We start from the raw sequence: 21,812 nt of genomic DNA on the forward strand, positions 1-21,812 counted from the left end.
CTACACCGCTTCGAGATTCCCAAGCAGGATCGACGTCATGTCCACACTGAACACCCCATCCAGAGCCACAATCGCAGCGCCGGTTTGATAGTCGACATTCGTGGGCGTGATTGAGGAAAGATCGGCGTTCTGGTCCAGATAGACCCATTCCGGCTCGTGTGCGGTGGGCAACCCAACGGCAACCTGCAGGATGGCCAGGGCATCCAGTGCATTGACGGTGCCATCCCGGGTGATATCGGCCGCGATGAGGTTTTCGGGGGCTGCGGGTCCCCAGGTTGGTCCCAAACCGACCGCTATCCGCAAAACCTGCAGCGCATCGAGGGCCGTGATCTCTCCGCTAGCATGTGAATAGGACTTGATGATGTCCACATGACCCGGCAACGAACCTGATGGCAAATCAAGATCGAATTGGCCATGATCGTCGGCCTGTACCGATATCGGGCTGTTTCCAACTGGCTTGAACACGATCTCAGCATCGCTCAGCGCGGGGTTTGAACCGGAAGACTCTACCGTGACTGGACCCGTCACACCGGCCGAGGCCTCGGGCCCCGTGAGCACGCCAAAGTCAACGGGGATATGATCCGGCCCCTTAAAACCGGACCCGAAGATTTCGGCGCTGGTGAGTGTGCCAACGTCGGCCGAAAATAACTCGACGGTTTCATCCATGAACTCAATCCGAGCCCCTTGTGCCGTTGACGTCACGGTCAGCTGCCCGGGGTTGCGTAACATCGGGTAGTCGAACAGATCCAACCGATCGGTTCCGGCCTCGAAATCCGTGATCGTCGTCAATCCACTGCCGAATCGCATAACGAAGATGTCCGCGCCGGAACCGCCCTGCATGGTGGTTTCACTGCGACCGGCAATCAGAATGTCGTCACCGGCACCGCCCTGCAAATCAGTGTCCAGAACGCCGGCGCTCAGCATGTCGTCCTGAGCGGTTCCAGTTACGATTCCATTCCCCTCGATGACATTGCCCAAGGAGTCCAGAGACACTGTCAGCTGGGTTAGCCCTGCATCCTGCTGCGATGCCACAAAGATCTGAAGGTCGTCGCCAACATGGGCCACCTCGATGGTTTCAACATTCTGAAGACCGCTATCCAGCGTATCCGCAAAGCTGTCTAGGTAGATCAGCTTGCCATCAGGGGTCATCGTCAGCAGGGTCACTCCGTCATCTCCGCCACCGGCAACGACAAAGACACGTCCATCGACTTCGACGGCCTTCATGTCCTGAACTGCGCCAAAACGGGTACCCAACGTGTCCAACGCATGATCCTGTGGAACCAGTGTTCCGTCTGCGCGCAGCTCCATCACACTGATGGAGTTGCTGCTGGATCCGGCCACCAATATCCAGATGTGTCCATACGCATCAACGGTTTCCACCGCTGTCGGGGAACTGATCCCAAGCGTTTGGGTTGCCGTGTTGTCCACTTCGATCAGCGTCCCGCTTCCCTGATCGGCGCTGAACACCCGGATCGAATTGTCGGCGGCATTGGCGGTGACGACATACTGGTTGCTGCCCACCGCCGCGGCCTGCATCGCCCCGGCATTACCCGCGACCGAGCCCACATGACTGAGCGAACCATTCGAGTTCACCACGTAGGTGCCGATGAGCCCACTATCCTGATGGGCCACCGTCAGGTAGTCGACCGCCCCCACCGAGTACTGGACCAATGCGGTGACATCTCCGCCTCCGGGAATCGCTGCCGTTTCCTGCAGCGCCCCGATCGTGCCATCCGTATTCACCTCGTACCCGACAAGGACCGTGGCGGTATCAACGTCCAGTGCCAACAGGTCGCTTGCGCCCAATGCGACCAGAGCGCCAAGGCTGCCGACCTGCAACGATATGGTGCCGCTGAAATACTGATCGTCGTGGAATTGCGGAGCGCCACCGTCCACAAGCTGCCAGACCACGATGCCGCCGCCAGCCCGGGTCGTGCTGTACAGATACGTAACACCGTTAAGCGTTTTTAAAGCCGTATCGCCGATACCTGAATCGAGCGCCGGACTCCCCGTTGCAACCACTCTTTCGAACTGAAGCATCAACTCAGATCACCCCCAATGCCATCGCTGGCAGTCCTTTCAAGGGTGACGCGGTGCCAAGGCAAAGACGAGAACGAAATTGTGGTGAAAACGAGGAATTCGGCTCCAGATTAACTCAATTTTTCAAGGTCCGACCGCATGAATAACTCGGCAGCAGGAAAGAAGAACAGAACTTGGCTTCTTCGGTCTTGCCGCGCGGGTATCCGCGGCCACCAATTGTGAGGACATGATGACGATGAAACCTGTTTCGCACGAAGTCTCCATCCAAAAGGACTCACCAGATGCAGGGCATGAGAAGCATGTCCGCAGATGGGTCAAAGCGCGTCTGCGCCGATGGGCCGGATCGGGCGTCGGCGGTGGTTTGGCCTCTGCCCTTCTGGCCTTGCCGGCGCTGGCCCAAGCCACTGAGGAGGAGTTGAGCACATTTCAGTTTGCCGATGTCCTGCCCGGTGTCCAGTCGGTCAAACTGCTGCCCAACGGTGACGTCCAACTGAAGCTTTTGGACGGTCGCACAGTCCTGGTTTCCGCGGAAAACGTGCACGTTCTGGACAACGGTTCGATCATGATTGCCGAAGACGTGGCCGTTGAAGTCGCGCAGCTTGCAGTGGCCGCTGAAGCCGCCGGGGCAGCGGCAGCTGGTGGTGGCGGCATGGGAGCCGCAGACGCGGTGCTGGGTGGTTTGGGTCTGGCCGGTGCGGCCGCCGCTGGCGGCGGTGGCGGCGAAGATGCCGCGACGCCCGCGGAATCGTCACGCCCGCCCAGTCTGAACCTGTCACAGTTGCAGGGAAATTCGCTCAACAGCACCACCGCCAAGGCGACAGCACCTGATGGCACCGTTTCGGTCGAGGTAACCATCGGGTCGGTCACCAAAACCGTTTCAGCGGGGCCGGACGGCAGTTGGAGCGTTTCGCTGAGCCAAGTCGAGGCGGCAGGGTTGCCTCAGGGGGTCACATCCGTGACGATCCGACACCTGGATGGAGCCGGAGGTGAGATCGCTGTCGAAACAGCCACGTACAACATCGACACCGTCGCTCCGAACATCGCGATCACAGGATTTTCCCACGGGGCGGTCATGAATGCGGCCGAGAGCGCGTCAGATCTGGAAATCAGTGGTACGACCGGTGCGGAAAACGGTCAGATGGTGACTGTGGGGTTGAACGGTCAGATCTATACCGCAACCGTGTCCGGCGGCACTTGGAGCGTCACGGTTCCGGCCGCCGATCTGGCGTCTCTGCCCGATGGCGCGACCGTCACTGTGACCGCTGATGTGGTGGATCGGGCAGGCAATCCGGCGGCTCAAGCCACCAACAGCTTTGATACTGACTTTTCCGCCCCAGCCATAACAATAGACCCTGTCGCAGGCGGCCAGATTGATCTTGTAGACGTCGGATCGGACCTGACGATTACCGGCACGACGACCGGCGAAGATGGCCAACCGGTTGTGCTGACCTTCAATGGTCAGACTTACAGCGGCATCGCCTCAGGCGGTGCTTGGAGTGTGACCGTTCCCGCAGCCGACCTCGGCGTTCTGGTCAGTGGCAGCCCCATCAGCATCAGTGCCGCGATCAGCGATGCCGCCGGAAACCCGGCCACGCCTGCTGCGGTTTCGGTGCCCGTGGACCTGAGCGGACCGTCCATCTCGATTTCGCATCTATCCGTCGGTGCGGTGTTGAACGCAGCCGAAGTCGGGGCGGATCTGACGATCAGCGGCACGACCGGGAATGTCACCGATGGCCAGACAGTCACGGTAACTTTGGACGGTCAGACCTACACGGGCCCTGTGTCCGGAGGGACGTGGAGTGTGACCGTGCCGAGCGCGGATTTGATTGCCCTTGCCGACGGCGCAACTTTCGCCATCACCGCCGACGTGACGGATGCCGATGGCCTCGTGGCCCCGCAGGCGAGTGCAGGAGTTTCCAAAGACGCGACCGCGTCAACGATCAGCATCGACACGTTTTCGGACGGCGTGGTCATGAACGCGGTCGAACAGGGAACCGACCTCAGCATATCCGGAACGACGACCGCCGAAGACGGCCAGACCGTGACCATAGGAATGAACAGCCAAACCTACAGCGCCACCGTTTCAGGTGGAAACTGGAGTGTCAGCGTTCCCGCAGCCGATCTGGCCGGCCTCTCCGACGGAACCACCGTCACCGTGACCGCCGATGTTTCGGACCGTGCGGGGAACCCGGCCACACAGGCCACTGGCAGCTTCGACACGGACTTTACGGCCCCCACTCTGTCAATCTCGACGGTATCGGCCGGGGGCACCATGAACCTGGCAGAGCAATCCGGCGGAATGACGGTCTCTGGTATTTCCAACGCGCCTGATGGCACGATCGTCTCGATCCAGGTTCACCGAGCGGACGGGACTGTGGATGTCTCAGGCACCGCTACAGTGACGAGTGGCGCGTGGACCTACACCGCTTCACCCCTCAACCTGAGCGGCCTGCAAGATGCCGAATCCTACACAGTTGCCGCGTCAGTCAGCGACGCAGCCGGAAATACACAGACGACTTCGACTGGGTTCAACACCGATTTCAGCGCCCCGACCATCGCACTGAACCCTCTGGGAACTGGATCGGTTCTAGACGTCACCGAGAAGGACAGCGACCTGACAGTATCGGGGACAACGACAGCCGAAGATGGGCAAACCATTACTGTCGGGCTGAACGGGCAGACCTATACTGCCACCGCTATGGGTGGGGTCTGGTCGACCACCATTACTACAGCTGATCTGAACGCGCTTTCCGACGGAACAACCTATTCTATCACCGCATCAGTTTCGGACATCGCTGGTAACCCCGCTACTCAGGCGGCAGCCTCGGTGACCACCGACTACCGACCCATCCTGACCTTGAATGAGGTCGGTACTAACGACGCGGTTTCGCTGAGTGACGCGCAATCCAGCGGCCTGACGGTCAGCGGTTCATCCATAGGTCTCGGCGCGGGACAAACCGTTGAGGTGATGTTGAACTCGGTCTCGGTCGGCACAGCCACGGTTGCGGCCAACGGCACGTGGAGCTTGAACGTACCTGCCACGGCGTTTTCGGGTACAACGGCGGGTGACTTTTTGAATTTTTCGGTTTCAGCGACGGTTTCCGGAGGACCGAACCCCCTACCCGCGACAGACCAGGCGACGGCTCACGTTCCAGCCGCCTATTTCATTTCCGAGGCAGGCCGGAGCGGGTCGACGATAACCTTGGAAATACATGCCGATGCGGACCGGGACATATCCAGTGGGTTGGCTTTCACGGCCAACTTGGGTTTTGACCCCGCGGTCGTGACCTATGACACGGGATCCGATGTCGAAAACACCGATTTTGATCTGTTTCTGGCAAACCCGAACGGGGCGGCGGAAATTAGTTTTGGCGGGGCCGCGACCAGCTTCAGCGACCTGACCCAGCCTGTCGTCACGTTCACAATGACGGTGCTGGACCCCACGAAGCCGATCGAGTTGACGATCAACACGCCCGACGGTGGCCCGACCCATTGGGTATTGGGAACAGACGGCGCAGACACATTGGCGGCCACGGGTATCGACGATGTCATCCGCGGTGGGGACGGCGACGATGTGATCGATCTGTCCGGCGCTGGCCGAGATCTTATCGTTTTCGAAGCGGACCCGACGGCCAACGGCACCGACATCGTAACGGGTTTCACCCTGGGGCCTGCAGCCGACATGGCCGACGCCATTATGTTCAGCGGGTTGGATGTCTCATCGCTTCGCGGTGATGGAACAGGTGTCGAAACACTGGCGCTCGGCGACATGATCGCGGCCGACACAGGTTTTGTTGGGCTGACAACCACACTCACCGATCTGACAACCGATACTCTGGAAGCCGCCGCCGAAACGCTTACCGGGGCTCAAGCCGGAGATGAGATCTATCTGCTGGCCAGCGATGGAACTGACAGTGTGCTGGTCAAGGTGGACTATTCCGCCCCAACCTCTGCCACGGTCAGCACGGTCGCGCAGTTTGACGGCCTAGGTGATCTGAGCGGTCTGAGCAGCGACAACATCCTGCATACCGATCCGACCGGCGCGTCAAGTTGATCCTGACAAGCATGAAAAGGTGGGGCCGCCCCGGCCCTTTCTTAACGGACCAGCGGAGACATCAATGGCACAGAACGGCCCAGTACCCGTCACTTTCGACAGACATTCCGATCGCTCGTGGCACAGATTTACATCCTACGATTTCGCGCGCTGCAGATTGGAGTGCGAGATCGTAAGTGCGGAAGTCTCAGAAGCCGCCGCCGCTTTTCCAATTGCGTTTCGATCCTCGGGGGGCGGGGTATCGCCGCATGCTATTCTGGCGACCGCAGCTTCTCCGGAAACACCATTTGTTTCGGACCAAGGACGCTGGCGGGCCACCTATGTTCCTTCCTTGCTGAGATGCCATCCGTTTTCGATCGAACTGGTCGGTGGCGAAGCAGGATCGCGCACCAGCTCAGGCAAGCTTGTTGTAGATGAAACCACCGGACTCGTGTCCTGTGACCAATCCGGCAGCCCGTTCTTCGCAAAGGACGGCTCGATCTCCTTTGAACTGGAAACCCTGAAAGGCTTCTTGAAGAGCTTTCTGGCCGATCGCAACGCAACCCGACGTGCCTGCGCGCTGATAAAGGAATTGGGCCTATTCGTCGAATTGACCCGTTTTAAGGATGCGGAGTTGCCCGACGGTTGGATGAGCGTGGACTTTCGACGCTTCAACCAACTTGGGCCGGCGCAGACAGCGGTTCTGCAATCTAGCGGAGCGATGCAGTTGATTTACGCTCATCAAGTCTCGCTCAACCATCTTCTGTGGATGCACCACTGCCAGACGCATTCTCCCAAGGTGATCAGCACTCCCGCAAACGGCAGGGACTCCGACCTTGTGAGATTCTTGGATGCCATTGCCCGGGAACGAGACTTGTCGGATGCGGAGGCCAAATATGCCTACATCTGATCGCCTCATCTTGCCTCTGCTGATCGGTTTGGTGGCCGTGCTCACTGCGGCTTGTGAGCCGGTTCCGGATCTTGCCCCGGTTGAGATGGCTTTTTCAGAGGGATCAACGGGCGCTGGCGCGACAAAGCCGTCGGGCCATCTGACTCGCAGTTCATTCGGCCAGAGAATACGGCGCGCGGTAGAAACCAGCCCGAACCTGGCACAGAGCGAGACCGGCGTTGACGCCGCCTTTGCCGATATGGACGCGGCAGAAGGAGCCTTTCTTCCGCAGGTGTCACTTGGCGTGAATGCCCGATCGGAACGGGTGGATTCGGATATTGCGGATGTATCACCGTATCTGCGGATTTCACAGCTAGTATACGACGGGGGAGCTGCCGCCGGAGACTTGGCAGCGGCGCGGGCCCGTGTCCTCGAAAGCCGCGGCGATCAGCTTCAAACCGCAGCCGCGACGGCCCTTGCCGCAATTGAAACCTATGTGTTGGTCATCGACCGGCGGAAAATCGTTGAAATCGCTTGGGAAAACGTCCGCCGCCATGAGGAGATCGAGAAGCAGATCTCCGACCGCGCCGCGCAAGGGGCCGGTTCCGCTGCCGACGTTCTGACGGCGCGTTCTCGGGTCGCGGATGCCAGGACCAAGTTGGCGGATGCCCGGGCTCAGGCTGATCGTGCCAATGCGCGATTCCAAGAGGTGTTCGGTACCCCACCAGGCAAACTGGATCCCCCTGTCCCAGCGCCCAACCTGTCGAGAAGCGACGCCGTCATCGTGATGGACAGCCCGCAGGTTCGACGCGCAGACGCTGCGGTTCTGGCGGCACAGGCAGACCGCTCTGCCGCAACTGCGAGGCGTCAGCCGGACGTGCGGGTTTCGGCATTTGCCAACCAGGACGACAGCAGGGACGCTAATTTCGGCGTAGACCTCTCGGTCAACTACGAGCTGGACAGCACCGGTCAACGGCGGGCTGCAATTGCCGCCGCCGAAGCGCGGGTCAAACAAGCGGAATATGCCCGTGAGGTTCTTGTTCGGGAAATCCAGCGCGAGCTAGGTTTCATTCGATCCGACCAAAAGGCCGGCGCCCAGCGTCTGCGCGAGGCCCGCATCGCAGTTGCCGCAAATGCCGACAGCGTTGCCGTCACTCAAGAGCAATTCCAGATCGGGCGCAGCAGCCTAATCGAAATACTGGACGCGCAGCGCGATTTTGTGAACGCCCAAGAGCGACTGATCCTGGCGGAGCAGAATTTCTTCCTAACGAACTACGCCGCGCTCAGCCTTACGGGCGACATCATTGATCTGCTCGGCATCCAGCTCAGAACATGGGGCAACTGACCATGACCCAACGCAGCCAGCCTCCTACATCCCTGCCCCTCACCAACTTTGAGGAATGTCTGCTGCATGTGGCGGCAGAGCTTGGCCGGCCATTGACCAAAGCCAGCCTTTTGGCGGCCCAATCCTCGGTCTCTGGTGGGTTGAAGGTGCAGGACGCGATCGCACTGGCCCATGACCATGGATTGCAGGCGGGCTTCGGGCCGCGCCGGCTGTCGGAGTTTGATCCCAGCCTCGCGCCGGCGATACTGTTGCTCGAGGACCAGCGGGCCGTGGTCTACCATGGCTGTTCGAAGTCTGGCCGTCTGTTGATCCACGACCCAGAGCTTGGAGACAGCATTGGTGAGATGGATGAATGCCAGCTCGACGCCGTCTATTCCGGCTATGCGATGTTGTTTCGTCGAGCATACTCCGAGGAAATCAAAAACAACCCAAGCCAACCAAGCCGTCACTGGTTCCGATCAGCGCTTGTGGCCAATCGGTGGTCGTACTTGCAGGTTGCTCTGGCCGCGGCTCTGACGAATATTCTGGGGCTTTCAACCTCGGTTTTCATCATGACCGTTTATGACCGGGTTCTGCCAAATGAAGCCGTGGAATCTCTGGTCGCATTGACCATCGGTGTCGGCATCGCGCTGTTTTTTGATTTTGTGCTGAAAATCCTGCGCGCCAGTTTCATCGACCGGGCAGGACAGAATGCGGACATGTTGATGGGTCGGCGTGTTTTCGATCAACTTCTGAATATCCAGATGAAGTCCCGAACCGGATCAACCGGCGCCATGGCGAACACGGTGCGTGAGTTCGAAACACTCCGCGAGTTCTTCACGTCGGCTACGCTGGTCATGGTGGTTGATTTGCCGTTCATCGGTCTGTTTTTGCTTACGATCTACATGGTCGGCGGACCGCTGGTTCTGATCCCAGCTCTCGCCGTACCAGTCGTGCTGATCGCCGGGCTCGCCATTCAGCCGCTTTTGTCCCGCTTGGCGGAAAGCAGTTTTTTGGATGGCCAGTCAAAGCAATCCGTGCTGATCGAAACTCTGGCCGGTCTGGAAACGATCAAGACGACCACTGCGGCCGGCACGATGCGGCGACGCTGGGAAGAGGCGATCGAACGACAATCCGGCAACAGTGTTCGGTCGCGTGCCATCACTCAATTCGCATTGAACCTGACCGGTTTCACTCAGCAGGCGGCCCAGGTCCTGATCGTATTTTATGGTGTTTTTCTGATAGCGGACGGCCTGACCAGCATGGGCGCCTTGGTCGCCTCAGTGATGCTGACCGGACGGGCTTTGGCACCTCTTGGTCAGCTGTCTCAAACACTGACTCGGTTCAACCAGGCGCGCAGTGCATACCGGAACCTAGACGCAATGATGCAAGCCGACAGTGAGCGGCCGTCGGGGCGCACCTGGATCAGCCGCTCCAACTTCAAAGGGCGTATCACGTTCAACAACGTGTATTTCGCCTACCCAGACCAGGATGAGGACACACTGAAAGGCGTGTCCTTCGACATCAAACCGGGGGAAAAAGTTGCGATTCTCGGCCGGATCGGATCAGGAAAAAGCACCATCGCAAGACTGCTTCTGGGATTGTACCAGCCCCGTATCGGTTCGGTTCTTTTGGATGGGATTGACATCCGCCAGATTGATCCGGGGGACCTTCGGCGCAACATTGGGTCGGTCCTGCAGGATATTTGGCTGTTTTCGGGCTCGGTCCGCGAAAACATTATGGCCGGTGCGGTCCGCCCGCGCGACGAAGATCTAATCCGGGCCGGGCGCATTTCGGGCGTCGAAGACTTTGTATCGCGGCATCCCAGCGGGTACGATCTGATGCTGGCCGAACGTGGCGAGGGGCTCTCGGGCGGGCAACGTCAGACCATCGCCCTAGCCCGGGCATTGATCGGGCAGCCGCCCGTCCTGTTGCTGGACGAACCCACCAGCGCGACGGATCTCAAGAACGAGGCAATCATCATTCAGCGGCTGAAGGCAGCGGCCGCGGATACGACTATGGTCATCGTTACCCATCGGGCCAGTCTGCTGGAACTGGTCGACCGGGTCATCGTGATCGAAAACGGCAAAGTGGGCGTTGACGCCGTCAAGTCAGTTCTCACCAAACGAGCCAAAGACGCGCGGAGGCACATGAATGTCGCAGCATCCTGACCTTGAAAAATTGGCCCGCGAGATTAACGGCGGCTCGGGGTTTCACGGTTCGGTATTGCTGCTGGCCGTGTTGGGCTGCATGCTGACCGCCGGCGTATGGGCTTACGTCACCGAACTGGACGATGTGGTTCGCGCGGACGGTCGCGTTGTGCCTTCTGGCGACGTTCAGGTGATCGATGCAACCGAACCTGGGGTTCTTCAAGCTGTTCATGTTCAAGAGGGTCAGATCGTCGACAAGAACGCTTTGCTGCTGGAATTGGACGCGACACAAATCGGCAGCGAGCTGGACGCCGAGCGGCAACGGGCATTGGGACTAAGGGCGCGTATTAAGCGATTGCAGGCCGAAATCGACGGATCCGATTTGCGGTTCGAGCCCGAGCTTGTGCAACAAGCACCAGACGTCGTTCGCTCGGAAACGGCTCTGTATCTCGGCCGAAAATCGGAGTTGGCCGACGAGATCGCCATTCTGGAACGCAAACGTGAGCAGAGGCAGCGCGAATTGGAAGAGGGGTTGGTGGACCGGGTCACTGCAGAAGAAACACTCAATGTCCTGTCCGAAGAGCGCGCTTTGATGGAGCCTCTGGTCCGCCGCAAGATGGAGCCTGCGACAACTCTGCTGGCCCTGCGACGCAGCGAGGCGGAATGGAAGGGCCGCAAGGTAAGAGCCGAGGCCGCTGCAAACCGTCTGGAAACCGGGCTGAGTGAAATCGATGACCGCATCACGGCTACCAAAAGCCGGTTTCGCAGCGCGGCACTGACCGATCTTGCCATTGCCACTGCGCAGCTTGCGGCGCTTGAGCCCGCCCTGCCCGCGTTGGAGAACCGCGCGGCGCGCGCCCAGGTTCGTGCGCCAGTCCGGGGCATCATAAACCGAATCCACCGCACGACTTTGGGCGGTTTGGCCCGCAGCGGCGAGGATCTGGTCGAAATCGTTCCGCTGGACGACAACCTGCTGGTCGAAGCCTACGTCCGTCCTGACGACATCGCATTCCTGCGCGCGGGTCAGCAGGTCAAGGTCAAGATCACCGCATATGATTTTGCCAGATACGGCGCGCTGGACGGCGAAATTGTTCGCATCGGTGCGGATACGATTACACGGTCAGAGCGGCAGGACGAGGAAGTCTTCGTCGTCGAAATCCGAACCAGCGGTACCTTGTTGGACGCCGATGGCTTGGCGGTAGAGATCATTCCGGGGATGATCGCACAAGTTGACATTCTGGCCGGCCGGAAGACCGTTCTCGACTATCTCATCCAGCCTGTTCTCAAGGTAAAGAACCAGGCTTTGCGGGATTGATTATGCAGCCGGTGTCTTGAATTGCTGATCGAACAGGCGGCGGAAGCTGCCATTCTGTTCCATCAACTCATCCAACTTGCCCTGTTCGATCACCTGACCATCCTGGACAACCATGATCTTGTCTGCCTCAAGCACGGTCGACAGACGGTGAGCGATGACGATCGTGGTCACGTTCTCCGTCAGCTTATCCAACGCCTGCTTCACCAGAGCCTCGGACTCGGCATCCAGCGCGCTGGTGGCTTCGTCGAGCAGCAGAATTTCAGCCTTCCGAAGAATGGCTCGGGCAATTGCCAGACGCTGTTTCTGCCCTCCCGACAGAAACGCACCGTTCTCTCCGACTTCGGTGTCGTATCCCTTGGGCAGCGACATGATGAAGTCATGCGCATGCGCGGCTTTGGCCGCATCGCGAATCTCGTCCTCGGTCGCATCGGGACGGGCGTATCGGAGGTTTTCCATGACCGTCGCGGAGAACAAAAACGTATCCTGGCCAACATAAGAAATCTTGCGCCGCAACGAGGCAAAGCTGACATCCTGCAAATTCTGTCCGTCGATCTCGACATAGCCTTGGTCAGGATCGTAGAACCGCATGATGAGGCCGAAGATGGTAGACTTGCCTCCACCCGACTGCCCCACCAGAGCGGTTGTCTTTCCAGCCTCGAAGGTCAGGTTCATTCCATTGATCACCGGCATACCACCGCTGTAGCCAAAGGTGACGTTCCGCAGGCGTACCTCGCCCGGACCGGACCGCAGCTCTTGGGGTTGCGGGCTTTCGCGCATTGGGTCTTCCTGATCCAGCAGTTCGAACATCATCTCGATCGGAACCAACGTGGATTCGATGGTCACCCGCATCCGGGACAGCCGCTTGGCCGGTTCATAGGCCATCAGAAGCGCCGTGATGAAGGACATCAGCTGACCCGCGGTCGGCGGTTCAGTTCCGGCAATTCCCATTGTGCTGACGACCAACACGCCGGCAACTGCTACACCGGCCAGAAATTCCATCATTGGGCTGGCGATGGACTGCAGCTTGGCAATTTCGTTCGAGCGTTTTTCAACGCTTCTTATGGCAGAGTTCATCCGCTCGGTCATTCGATCTTCTAGTGCGAAGACCTTGATGATTTTAATCCCGGCCGATGTTTCCTGCAGAACCCGGATGATTTCGGCCAGTGACTTGAGCTCGGATTGCATGATCGAGCGGACGCTTTTCAAAAGATAGCGCACGCTCAGCAGCGCGACCGGCCCAACAATGAAAAACAGCCCCGAAAGCACAGGCTGCTGGTAGACCATCACAAAAATGAGACCCACGAGCGTCAGCGCATCCCGAACGAACGTGGTCACGATCACATCGACCAGCGTCCGCGCGGCCGACGCGCCCCGGGTCACACGCATCAGAAGGTCCGAAGACTCGCTTTTGGAAAAGAAATCCACCCCACGCCGAAGCAGTTTTTTGTACAGCTTCTCCTGCTGCTCGGCGATGATGCGGTTGCCGGCGCGAGCCAGAAACACGGACTGGACGTAAGATGCCAGCGCCTTGACCAGGAACAGCACGATTACTGCCGACGCGATGATATGAACCTGAGACCGCATGTCAGGCGACGTCATGGCATCGACGATGTTTTCCATCATCCAAGCCGTCCCTGCGGTGGTCGCGGCGACGATCATCATGGCAAACATGGCAACCGCATATTTCTTGCCTTGTGCCCGCAGGCTGTCGCCCACCAGCCGACCGATATGGCCGGATCGCCACTTGGCCCAGGTTTTCCTGATCATAAGGGTCTCCAAATCAAGCTGACGCTTTCTTGCGCGTCAGCGCAGAGTTTGCAAGCTGCCATAGTTACGCGCTTCAATACCGCACCGCAAAGTGTAGCCGGCAGAAGTTAAGGTCACTTCAGCCGGATTTCCAGAGGCAGCCCAAGAAACCAGACCGCGTCACCAGTGGTCTGGTTCGGCGTCGTGCAAGTCGAATTCAACCGGCGGAATTGGTCAATCCCATGCGACATCCCCCAGAAAAATATACCCCGCGCCGTATATCGTCTTGATAAGGCGCGGGTTTTTCGGGTCTTCACCAAGCTTCGTGCGCAGGCGCGAAATACGCACGTCCATCGCCCTGTCAAAGCTTTCACCGGCTGCGCCACCCAGTGTTTCCTGCATCTGCGCGCGGCTGATCAGGCGTTTGGGGCTTTCCAGGAACAACCGCAACACTTCGCCTTCGGCATGGCTAAACGGTGTTTCAGCGCCGGTATCGGACAGCAACACATAGCGATCGAAATAGGCAGTCCAGCCGTTGAACCGAGCCACATCCGAATGGTGTTGCTGTGCCTTGGGCGCACGCAGACGGGCGCGGATGCGGGCCACCACCTCAGCCGGGTCAAAGGGTTTGGTGATGTAGTCATCTGCCCCCAACTCCAGCCCCGTCACCCGGTCCTGTACCTGTGCCCGCCCCGAGATGATGATGACCGCCGCCCCCTGTTCCAGCGCCAGCCGATGCACCAGCGCCAACCCGTCTGTATCCGGCAGCGACAAGTCCACCAGGCAGACATCCGGCGTAACCCGTTTCAGTGACGCTTCGAATTCGCGGGCGCGGGCAAAACTCTGCGTTCTAAACCCGGCATCCTCCAGCGCTTCGGTCAGAATCCGGCGGATCTCGGGTTCGTCGTCCAGAATGGTCACCAGGGGTTGGGTCATCAGGCGGCCTCGGTTCGGATCAGCGCGGACAATTGCGCGCGGGTGAAGGGTTTGCGCAGGACCGGCGCCTTGGCAAGAGCCTGACGGTGCAGCGGGTCATCATAGGGTAGCGAGGTCATCAGGATCACCGGAATTGGCAGAGCAAGCCGTTCGACCAGATCAATGCCGGTGGCAGCGCCCTCCAGCCGGATGTCCGACAGGATCACCGAGATATCGTCCAGGCTGGTGGCCAGGACCAGCGCCTCATCCGCCGAGGTCGCCTCGATCACCGACAGGCCCAGATCGACCAGCATGTCGCGGAACTGGTGGCGCAAGTCGTCGCTGTCTTCGACCAGCAGCGCCAAGCCCGACTGGACAGGCGGAGCGGGCCGGTAGGGCAGCCGCAGCATCACGGATGCGCCCGAGGGCGTATTGCGCAGTTGCAGGTCTCCGCCTGCCAGCTTGACCGTGTCATAGACCATCGGCAGGCCCAGCCCCGACCCCTTGCTGCCCTTGGTGGTGAAAAACGGGTTGAGCGCCTTGTCCAGCGCATCCGGCGAAAACCCCGGACCGGTATCGGATACGGTGATTTCCACCCAGATCCGGCCGATCGCATGGGCACTGATGGTAATCTGCCCGCTGCTGCCGCAGGCGTCGCGGGCGTTCAGCACCAGGTTCAACAACGCGTCCTGCACCATGCCCGGGTCCAGCATCAGCGCCTCGTCCGGCAGATTGTTGACCACCGACAGCCCCACGCCACGCGGAAGCGAAGGCGAGGCCAGCACGCGCAGATCCTCGAGCAGGCCGCGCATGTCGGTGGCCTGCGGCTGCGGGGTGCGGTTGCCGGTCATGTCGGCAATGCGGTTCAGCAGCTGCCCGCCGCGTCGTGCGGTCTGCTGGGTTGCGGCCACAAGCTCGGCGGCGTCTTCGGGCAGGTCCATCTTTTCCAGTTTGGCCTGCATGCCCAGGATGATGGTCAGCAGGTTCGAGAAATCATGCGCCAGCCCGCTGGTCATCTGCGCGGCCATCGCCCGGCGTCGGGTCTGCTGCAGGGCCACGCGGGCCTGCGTTTCCTCGGTGATGTCCACCGACATAATATAGACGCCGCCCGTGCCATCGGGCGTGAACGAGACACGGATACGGCGCGAATCTTGATCCTCGGTGAATTCGAACACCGAGGCCTGACCGTCATAGGCCTGTTGCAGATGCGGCCGGACCCGCTCGTAGGCGTGCGCGCCGAGCGCCTGCGAGATGTGCAGCCCCAGGATGTCCGACGGCCGCCCCGGCAGGACCGAACTGAGCCGCCGGTTGGAATAGTCGTACCGCCCTTCGGCATCCAGATGCGCGATATGGGCAGGCATCATCTCGGTTGTCATGCGGGTGCGCGCTTCGATCTCGGTCAGCTGGCGCTTGGCCTCTTCCAGCGCGCTGATCGTGGCCGCCAGTTGCCGGTTGGTGGCCGAAAGCTCTTCGGCATGGCTCAGCAACTGATCCGACAGCTCTTCGGACCGGCTGCGCAGCAACTCTTCGACCCGCTTGGTGCTGGTGATGTCGGTATAGACGGCAACCCAGCCACCGGTGGGCAGCGGCGCGCCCTCGATCGAGATCACCTGGCCGTTGGGGCGCACGCGCTCCATGTAGTGCGGCTCGAAAGCCAAGGCCTGTTCGACCCGGACGCTGACCAGATCCTCGACCGATTGGTCGTGGCCATATTCGCCCCGGCTTGCCAGAAAATGGATCGTGTCGCTGAACAGCGCGCCCGGCTGCACCAAGGCTTCGGGCAGGTCGAACATTTCCTGAAAGCGCTTGTTGCTAACCACAAGGCGCAGCTTGTCGTCATAGATCGACAGGGCCTGACCGATCAGGTTCAGCCCTGCGGTGGTCATCTCTTTGATGCGCTGTTCGGAAATGTCCAAGCCGATCCTCCCCTGGGCACAGGCCTATCACCAGTTTTCGGGCAGGTGTAGGGGGGCCGGATGCGACCGGTTGGCCCCTAGCCGGGTTTGCGGGCGATGATCCAGACGGGGTGATAGGTCAGGCGCACGCCTTCGGGGCCGGAAAACGCGGCGCGGTAGCGCGTGCTGAAATCGGTCAGGTCGGCGCGGGTCCAGACCTGCGCCGCACGGCCGTTCACCCCTGTCTCACGCAGATGGCGCAGCACCTCCAACGGCGTGTCGAACCACAGCGGTTGCCGATCCTGCCACAGGTCAAGGATTTCAACCTCGGGGCCGATGCCTGCGGCCAGATCATCAGGGGCGCGCAAGCCGGGCGCGCGGGCGGCCGACCCCAGCGCGGACAGCTCGGCGTACTGGTCGGGGCCGAATCCCGAAATGGCAACCCAGCCACCGGGTGCGACCTGATGCATGGCGCGGCGGACCGCGGCCGCCGGATCGTCCAGCCATTGGACCGTCGAGCCCGAGGCGATCAGGTCGGGCCGCGCGGGCCATGTCACATTGCGGATATCGCCGGGCAGGAAATCCGCGCCCCATCGCCGCGCAGTGTCCCGGGCCTCGACCATCAGGTCGTTGAGCGTGGACTGATCGAACGAAAACTGCTGGTGCAGCGCCTCGGTCAGATGGCCGGTGCCGCAGCCGATTTCGAACAGGGTGCCAAACTGGCGGGGCGCCCCGAGATCGACCAGCCGCTGCGCCAATGCGCGGGCGATCCGGGCCTGCGGGCCAGCGGCGCAGTGATAGCTGTCGAAGCTGCGGCTGAAACTGCGCCGGATGCGGTCCGTGGGCATGGCGTTCATGCGAACCACTCCGCCCAGGTCTGCCCCGCCGCGAAAGGCTGGTGCGGGCCAGGAATGCGGCGCACGGTGTCCGATTGGCCCCAGGCCATTTCCTGCGCAGCCGTCGGCACCACGCGGTCCGAGGCGGAAATCCAGACCTGGTCGAACCCGGGATCGGGCGCAGGTCCGCGCGCTGCGATGGCCCGAAGTTCTTCGGCCGCGGCGGCAAAATCGATCTCGGGTGCGGCGCCATCCAGCCCGGCACGGCGGCAGAACCGGGCAAAGCTGGCCGCGCTCAGGCCATCGGCCGTGGCCGCCACCGTCTCGGGTGCGATGCCCCGGACTGCATCCGCCGGAAACAGCGTGCCGTTGACCGCAACCTTGCGGGCGCAGGTCAGCCCGTGACCCGCCAGCCAATGCGCAGCCGACGCGACGCCGAAGGAATAGGCCAGCAAGCGGACCGTGTCATAATCGCCGGTTTCGGGCAGGGCGTCATCGAGGTTGCGATAGTCGTCAACCAGCAGAACATCCGCCGCCCCGGTCAGGTGCGCAAACGGCGCAGGCCCCAGCGCCCACCCGCCGAACACCAGCGTCAACTGCGCTCCACCGTCACGGGTCAGCCAGTGCCGCCTCATGCGTCGCCCTGCGCGAGTTCGACCATGGCCGCCGTCACCCGGCTCAGCTCGTCGCCCGAGATCACATAGGGCGGCATACAGTAGATGTTGCGCGCGAAGGGACGCAGCCAGACACCGGTTTCCGGCGCCCGCCGATGCGCGATGCGTGGATCGACCGTGTGCTCCATCTCGATCACGCCGATGGCGCCCAGCACCCGCACATCGGCCACGCCTGGCAGGCCGCGCGCTGGCTCCAGTTCGGCCTTCATCTGCGCCTCGATGGCCCGCACACGGGCCTGCCAGCCGCCGTCTTCCAGCAGCCCCAGGCTGGCGATGCCGGCAGCGCAGGCCAGCGGGTTGGCCATGTAGGTGGGGCCGTGCATGAATACGCCAGCCTCGCTGTTGCCGATGCCATAAGCCACCTGTTCGGTGGTCACGGTCGCGGCGAACGAGATATGCCCCCCTGTCAGCGCCTTACCCAGGCAGATGATGTCCGGCGTTACCTCCGCATGGGTGGCGGCAAACAACTCTCCGGTGCGGCCGAAACCCGTGGCGATTTCATCGAAGATCACCAGAACGTCATGGGCCTGACACAGAGCTTTGGCCCGGCGCAGAAACTCGGGGTGATAGAAATACATGCCGCCCGCGCCCTGCACGACCGGTTCAAGCACCAGCGCAGCCAGCCGGTGCGCCTTGTCCCGCAGCAACTGTTCCAGAGCGTCGAGCCCGTTCTGCGACGGGTCCTCGGGCCAATCGTCGCCCAGACGTACCGAGGGGCGCGGCAAAAAATGCTGGATCGACAGCGCGCCGCGGAACAGCCCGTGCATGCCGTTGACGGGGTCGCAGACGCTCATCGCCTTCCAGGTGTCGCCGTGATAGCCGCCGCGGATCGTGGCGAACTCGACCTTGTCGGTGCGGCCATGGGCCATCTGGAACTGCACCGCCATCTTCATCGCCACCTCGATCGAGACCGAGCCGCTGTCGCAATAGAAGATCCGGTCCAGCCCCTCGGGCAGCAGGGCCACCATCTTGCGGCCAAGATCAATCGCGGGCCGGTGGGTCAGACCGCCGAACATGACATGGGGCATCCTGTCCAGCTGCTGCTGCATGGCGGCGGTGATCGCCGGGTGGCGGTGTCCATGGATGGCGCACCACCACGAGGACATCGCGTCAATCATCTTCGCCTCGTCCTCGCGGTACAGATACACGCCCTCGGCCCGGTCGATCAAATGCATCGGGCCCGGTTCGGCCACGTTCGTATAGGGGTGCCAAAGGTGGCGGGCGTCAAATTCCAGCGGGGTCACAGGGCACCTCGGATCGTGTCCATGTCGATCGCCTCGAAGGCGTGACGCAGGGTGTCGGGTGTCAGATTCTCGATCCGGCCGAGGCGTCCCAGGTGGGGCACCTGCGACATCTGGATGATGGTCTGTTCGACCTCGGGCTCTGGGTCCCCGATGAAGGCCACGCCGACCATAGGGCAACCGGCGCCGCGCAGCGCCATCAGCGACAGGGTCGTGTGGTTAATCGTGCCCAGGGCCGTTCGGGCCACCAGGATCACCGGCGCCTGCCAGCGGGCCAACAGGTCAAGGTAATAGGCCTGCCGGGTCAGAGGCACCATGACGCCCCCTGCCCCTTCGACCACCAGCGGGCCATCGGTCTGCGGCAGGGTCAGTCGGTCAAGGTCGATCTCGACCCCCTCGGCCTCGGCCGACAGGTGCGGCGAAGCGGGCAGGTTTAGCAGATAGGCCTCGGGCAGGACCGGTTGGCCGGACAGGCGCGCCACGATCTGGCTGTCGGTCTCCTCCTCAAGCCCCGATTGCACGGGTTTCCAGTACTGCGCGCCGAGGGCCGCGGTCAGCCCGGCGGAAAACACGGTTTTGCCGACGCCGGTGTCGGTTCCGGTCACGATCACTGTGGTCATGCGGGTCCTGCCTGTTGTTCGGCGATGGCCTGAAACACCGCCGTGATGTCCTGTGCGTCCACGTTGCCGGTGATCGAGACCCGCAGCCGCGAGCTGCCGCGCGGCACGGTGGGCGGGCGGATGCCGCGCACGTCAAACCCCAGCTGCTGGAGTTTCGCCGCGCGATCCATCGTGGCCGCGTCCTCGCCCACGATGACGGGCATGATCTGGCTGTGAAATCCGGTCAGACCGCACAGGCGCGCGGCCTCGGCGTGGGCATGAGCCATCCGGTCGCGGGCGGCCAAAGTCAGGCCTGGGTTCTGTCCGACGGCCCGCAGCGCGCCCCGCACGATTGCGGCGTCCAACGGCGACGGGGCCGTCGCAAAGATGAACGGCCGCGCCCGGTTGATCAGGGTGTCGATCATTTCACGCGGTCCGCAGATCAGCCCGCCGCTGGCGCCCAGCCCCTTGCCGCAGGTGTGCAGGGTCAACGTCTCGGCGTCCAACCCATGGGCCAGTCCCTGCCCGTTCGGGCCGAAGACGCCCGTGGCGTGGGCCTCGTCCACCACCAGTACTGCCTGCTCGGCTCGGGCCAGTTCGGCCAGGGCGGTCAACGGGGCCAGATCGCCCTCCATCGAATAGACGCTTTCGACCGCGATCCAGACCTGGCCCGTGCCGCCTTGCGCGCGCCAGTCGGCCAGCACCGCGCGCGCCGTCGAAATGTCGTTATGCGCAAAACCACGGGTCTCGGCCCGACCCAGGCGCATCCCTTCATGCGCGCTGGCATGGACCAACTCGTCATGCAGGATCAGATCCCCGGCCGCGGGAAGAGCCGAGAAAATGGCTTGATTGGCCTGAAACCCGCCGCCCATGTACAGCGCCGCCTCGGCGCCGAAAAAGGCGGCGGCCTCGGCTTCCAGCGCCTCGTGCTCGGGGTGGTTGCCGCGCAGCAAGCGCGACCCGCCCGAGCCCAGCGGAACGCCCCGGTCCAGCGCGTCCTGCGCCGCACGTTTCAGAACGTCGGACCCGGCCAGACCCAGATAGTCGTTGGACGCGAAATCCAGCCCCGTGCGGGGCGCAAGCCTGCGCAGCCGATGGCGCGTTTCCAGCACCTTCAGCGCATTGCCCAGCCTTGCGGTCGCTGTCATTCGGCCGCGTCCACGCGGGCCTCGGACTCCGCCTCCATCGGCTGGATGCCCAGCTTGGCGAACAGGATCGCGTCCTTGCTTTCCTCGGGGTTCTCGGCGGTCAGCAGCGTGTCGCCAGCAAAGATCGAGTTGGCACCGGCAAAGAAGCACATGGCCTGCATCTCGTCGCTCATGTCGCTGCGGCCAGCGGACAGGCGGACATGGGATTTCGGCATCATGATCCGAGCCAGCGCGATGATGCGCACGAAATCGATCGGGTCGATCGGCTTGGCGTCCGCCAGCGGAGTATCGGCCTGCGGCATCAGCATGTTGATCGGAACCGAGTCCGGCGGCTCGGGCAGGTTGGCCAGCGTCACCAGCATGTCGATCCGGTCCTCACCGTTTTCGCCCATGCCCAAAATCCCGCCCGAGCAGACCTTCATCCCCGCCTCACGCACGCGGTTCAGCGTGTCGATCCGGTCAGCGAAGGTGCGGGTGGTGATGACCTCGGGGTAATAACGCTCGGACGTGTCGATGTTGTGGTTGTAATAGTCCAGCCCGGCATCGCGCAGCTGCACCACCTGGGTGTCGTCCAGCATGCCCAGCGTCATGCAGGTCTCCATGCCCATCGCCTTGACGCCCTGAATCATCGCCACCAGCGCATCCATGTCGCGCGCCTTGGGCTCGCGCCAGGCGGCGCCCATGCAGAACCGGGTCGAGCCGGACTCGCGGGCCTTGCGGGCCTCGGCCAGAACGCGTTCGACCTCGATCAGTTTCGAGGCGCTCAGCTTGGAGCCGTTGCGCGCGGATTGCGAGCAATAGGCGCAATCCTCGGCGCAGCCGCCGGTCTTGATCGACAGAAGCCGCGACATCTGCACCTTGTTGGGGTCAAAATTCTCGCGATGTACGGTCTGCGCCCGATACAGAAGATCCATCAGCGGCAGGTCATAGATGGCCTGAGCGGTTTCGCGGGTCCAGGTGTTCGATGTAGCCGACATTTTATAGATAATTATTCCCGATGATTCAGA

15 protein-coding genes are annotated in these 21,812 nt (G+C 61.7%); 5 read left to right on the forward strand and 10 right to left on the reverse strand.

Annotated features, from left to right (window positions below; translation table 11 throughout):
* Complete coding sequence (locus ACR0LD_RS16355) at positions 1–2,040, reverse strand: dockerin type I domain-containing protein (protein WP_480638007.1); 2,040 nt, start codon at positions 2,038–2,040, stop codon at positions 1–3.
* A gap of 229 nt (positions 2,041–2,269) precedes the next feature.
* On the opposite strand from ACR0LD_RS16355, the gene ACR0LD_RS16360 reads away from it, so the two are divergent.
* From ACR0LD_RS16360 to ACR0LD_RS16380, 5 genes are all read left to right on the forward strand, one after another.
* A complete protein-coding gene (locus ACR0LD_RS16360) occupies positions 2,270–6,094 on the forward strand; it encodes a beta strand repeat-containing protein (protein WP_480638008.1) in 3,825 nt (1,274 codons plus the stop codon).
* Between the two features lie 64 nt (positions 6,095–6,158).
* Positions 6,159–6,983 (forward strand): SapC family protein, encoded by an 825-nt coding sequence (locus ACR0LD_RS16365; RefSeq protein WP_480638010.1) that lies wholly within the window; start codon positions 6,159–6,161, stop codon positions 6,981–6,983.
* Complete coding sequence (locus ACR0LD_RS16370; protein WP_480638011.1) at positions 6,970–8,307, forward strand: TolC family protein; 1,338 nt, start codon at positions 6,970–6,972, stop codon at positions 8,305–8,307. Before ACR0LD_RS16365 ends, ACR0LD_RS16370 begins: the two co-directional genes overlap by 14 nt.
* A gap of 2 nt (positions 8,308–8,309) precedes the next feature.
* Positions 8,310–10,457: a type I secretion system permease/ATPase gene (locus ACR0LD_RS16375; protein ID WP_480638013.1), complete on the forward strand. Its 2,148-nt coding sequence runs from the start codon at positions 8,310–8,312 to the stop codon at positions 10,455–10,457.
* Positions 10,441–11,751 (forward strand): HlyD family type I secretion periplasmic adaptor subunit, encoded by a 1,311-nt coding sequence (locus tag ACR0LD_RS16380; protein ID WP_480638014.1) that lies wholly within the window; start codon positions 10,441–10,443, stop codon positions 11,749–11,751. The genes ACR0LD_RS16375 and ACR0LD_RS16380 overlap by 17 nt, the downstream gene beginning before the upstream one ends.
* On the opposite strand, the gene ACR0LD_RS16385 is transcribed toward ACR0LD_RS16380, so the two are convergent.
* From ACR0LD_RS16385 to bioB, 9 genes are all read right to left on the reverse strand, one after another.
* Positions 11,752–13,518 carry an ABC transporter ATP-binding protein gene (locus tag ACR0LD_RS16385; RefSeq protein WP_170445006.1) on the reverse strand — a complete coding sequence of 589 codons (1,767 nt, stop codon included), beginning with the start codon at positions 13,516–13,518 and terminating at the stop codon, positions 11,752–11,754.
* A gap of 213 nt (positions 13,519–13,731) precedes the next feature.
* Positions 13,732–14,433 (reverse strand): response regulator transcription factor, encoded by a 702-nt coding sequence (locus ACR0LD_RS16390; RefSeq protein ID WP_170359365.1) that lies wholly within the window; start codon positions 14,431–14,433, stop codon positions 13,732–13,734.
* Complete coding sequence (locus ACR0LD_RS16395) at positions 14,433–16,298, reverse strand: PAS-domain containing protein (protein WP_480638236.1); 1,866 nt, start codon at positions 16,296–16,298, stop codon at positions 14,433–14,435. The genes ACR0LD_RS16390 and ACR0LD_RS16395 overlap by 1 nt, the downstream gene beginning before the upstream one ends.
* Positions 16,299–16,405: 107 nt before the next feature.
* Positions 16,406–17,164 (reverse strand): methyltransferase domain-containing protein, encoded by a 759-nt coding sequence (locus tag ACR0LD_RS16400; RefSeq protein WP_480638017.1) that lies wholly within the window; start codon positions 17,162–17,164, stop codon positions 16,406–16,408.
* Positions 17,161–17,778, reverse strand: coding sequence for a pimeloyl-ACP methyl esterase BioG family protein (locus tag ACR0LD_RS16405; protein WP_170367358.1), 618 nt, complete (start codon positions 17,776–17,778; stop codon positions 17,161–17,163). The genes ACR0LD_RS16400 and ACR0LD_RS16405 overlap by 4 nt, the downstream gene beginning before the upstream one ends.
* Positions 17,775–19,061, reverse strand: coding sequence for an adenosylmethionine--8-amino-7-oxononanoate transaminase (gene bioA / locus ACR0LD_RS16410; RefSeq protein WP_480638018.1), 1,287 nt, complete (start codon positions 19,059–19,061; stop codon positions 17,775–17,777). Before bioA ends, ACR0LD_RS16405 begins: the two co-directional genes overlap by 4 nt.
* A complete protein-coding gene (bioD, locus tag ACR0LD_RS16415) occupies positions 19,058–19,678 on the reverse strand; it encodes a dethiobiotin synthase (protein WP_480638020.1) in 621 nt (206 codons plus the stop codon). The genes bioA and bioD overlap by 4 nt, the downstream gene beginning before the upstream one ends.
* Positions 19,675–20,805, reverse strand: a complete 1,131-nt coding sequence (locus ACR0LD_RS16420; protein ID WP_480638022.1) for an 8-amino-7-oxononanoate synthase — start codon at positions 20,803–20,805, stop codon at positions 19,675–19,677. Before ACR0LD_RS16420 ends, bioD begins: the two co-directional genes overlap by 4 nt.
* Entirely contained in the window at positions 20,802–21,782 is a 981-nt protein-coding gene (bioB, locus tag ACR0LD_RS16425; RefSeq protein ID WP_480638024.1) for a biotin synthase BioB, read from the reverse strand. Before bioB ends, ACR0LD_RS16420 begins: the two co-directional genes overlap by 4 nt.
* Positions 21,783–21,812: the final 30 nt, after the last annotated feature.

Source organism: Ruegeria sp. BF8, assembly GCF_056538625.1.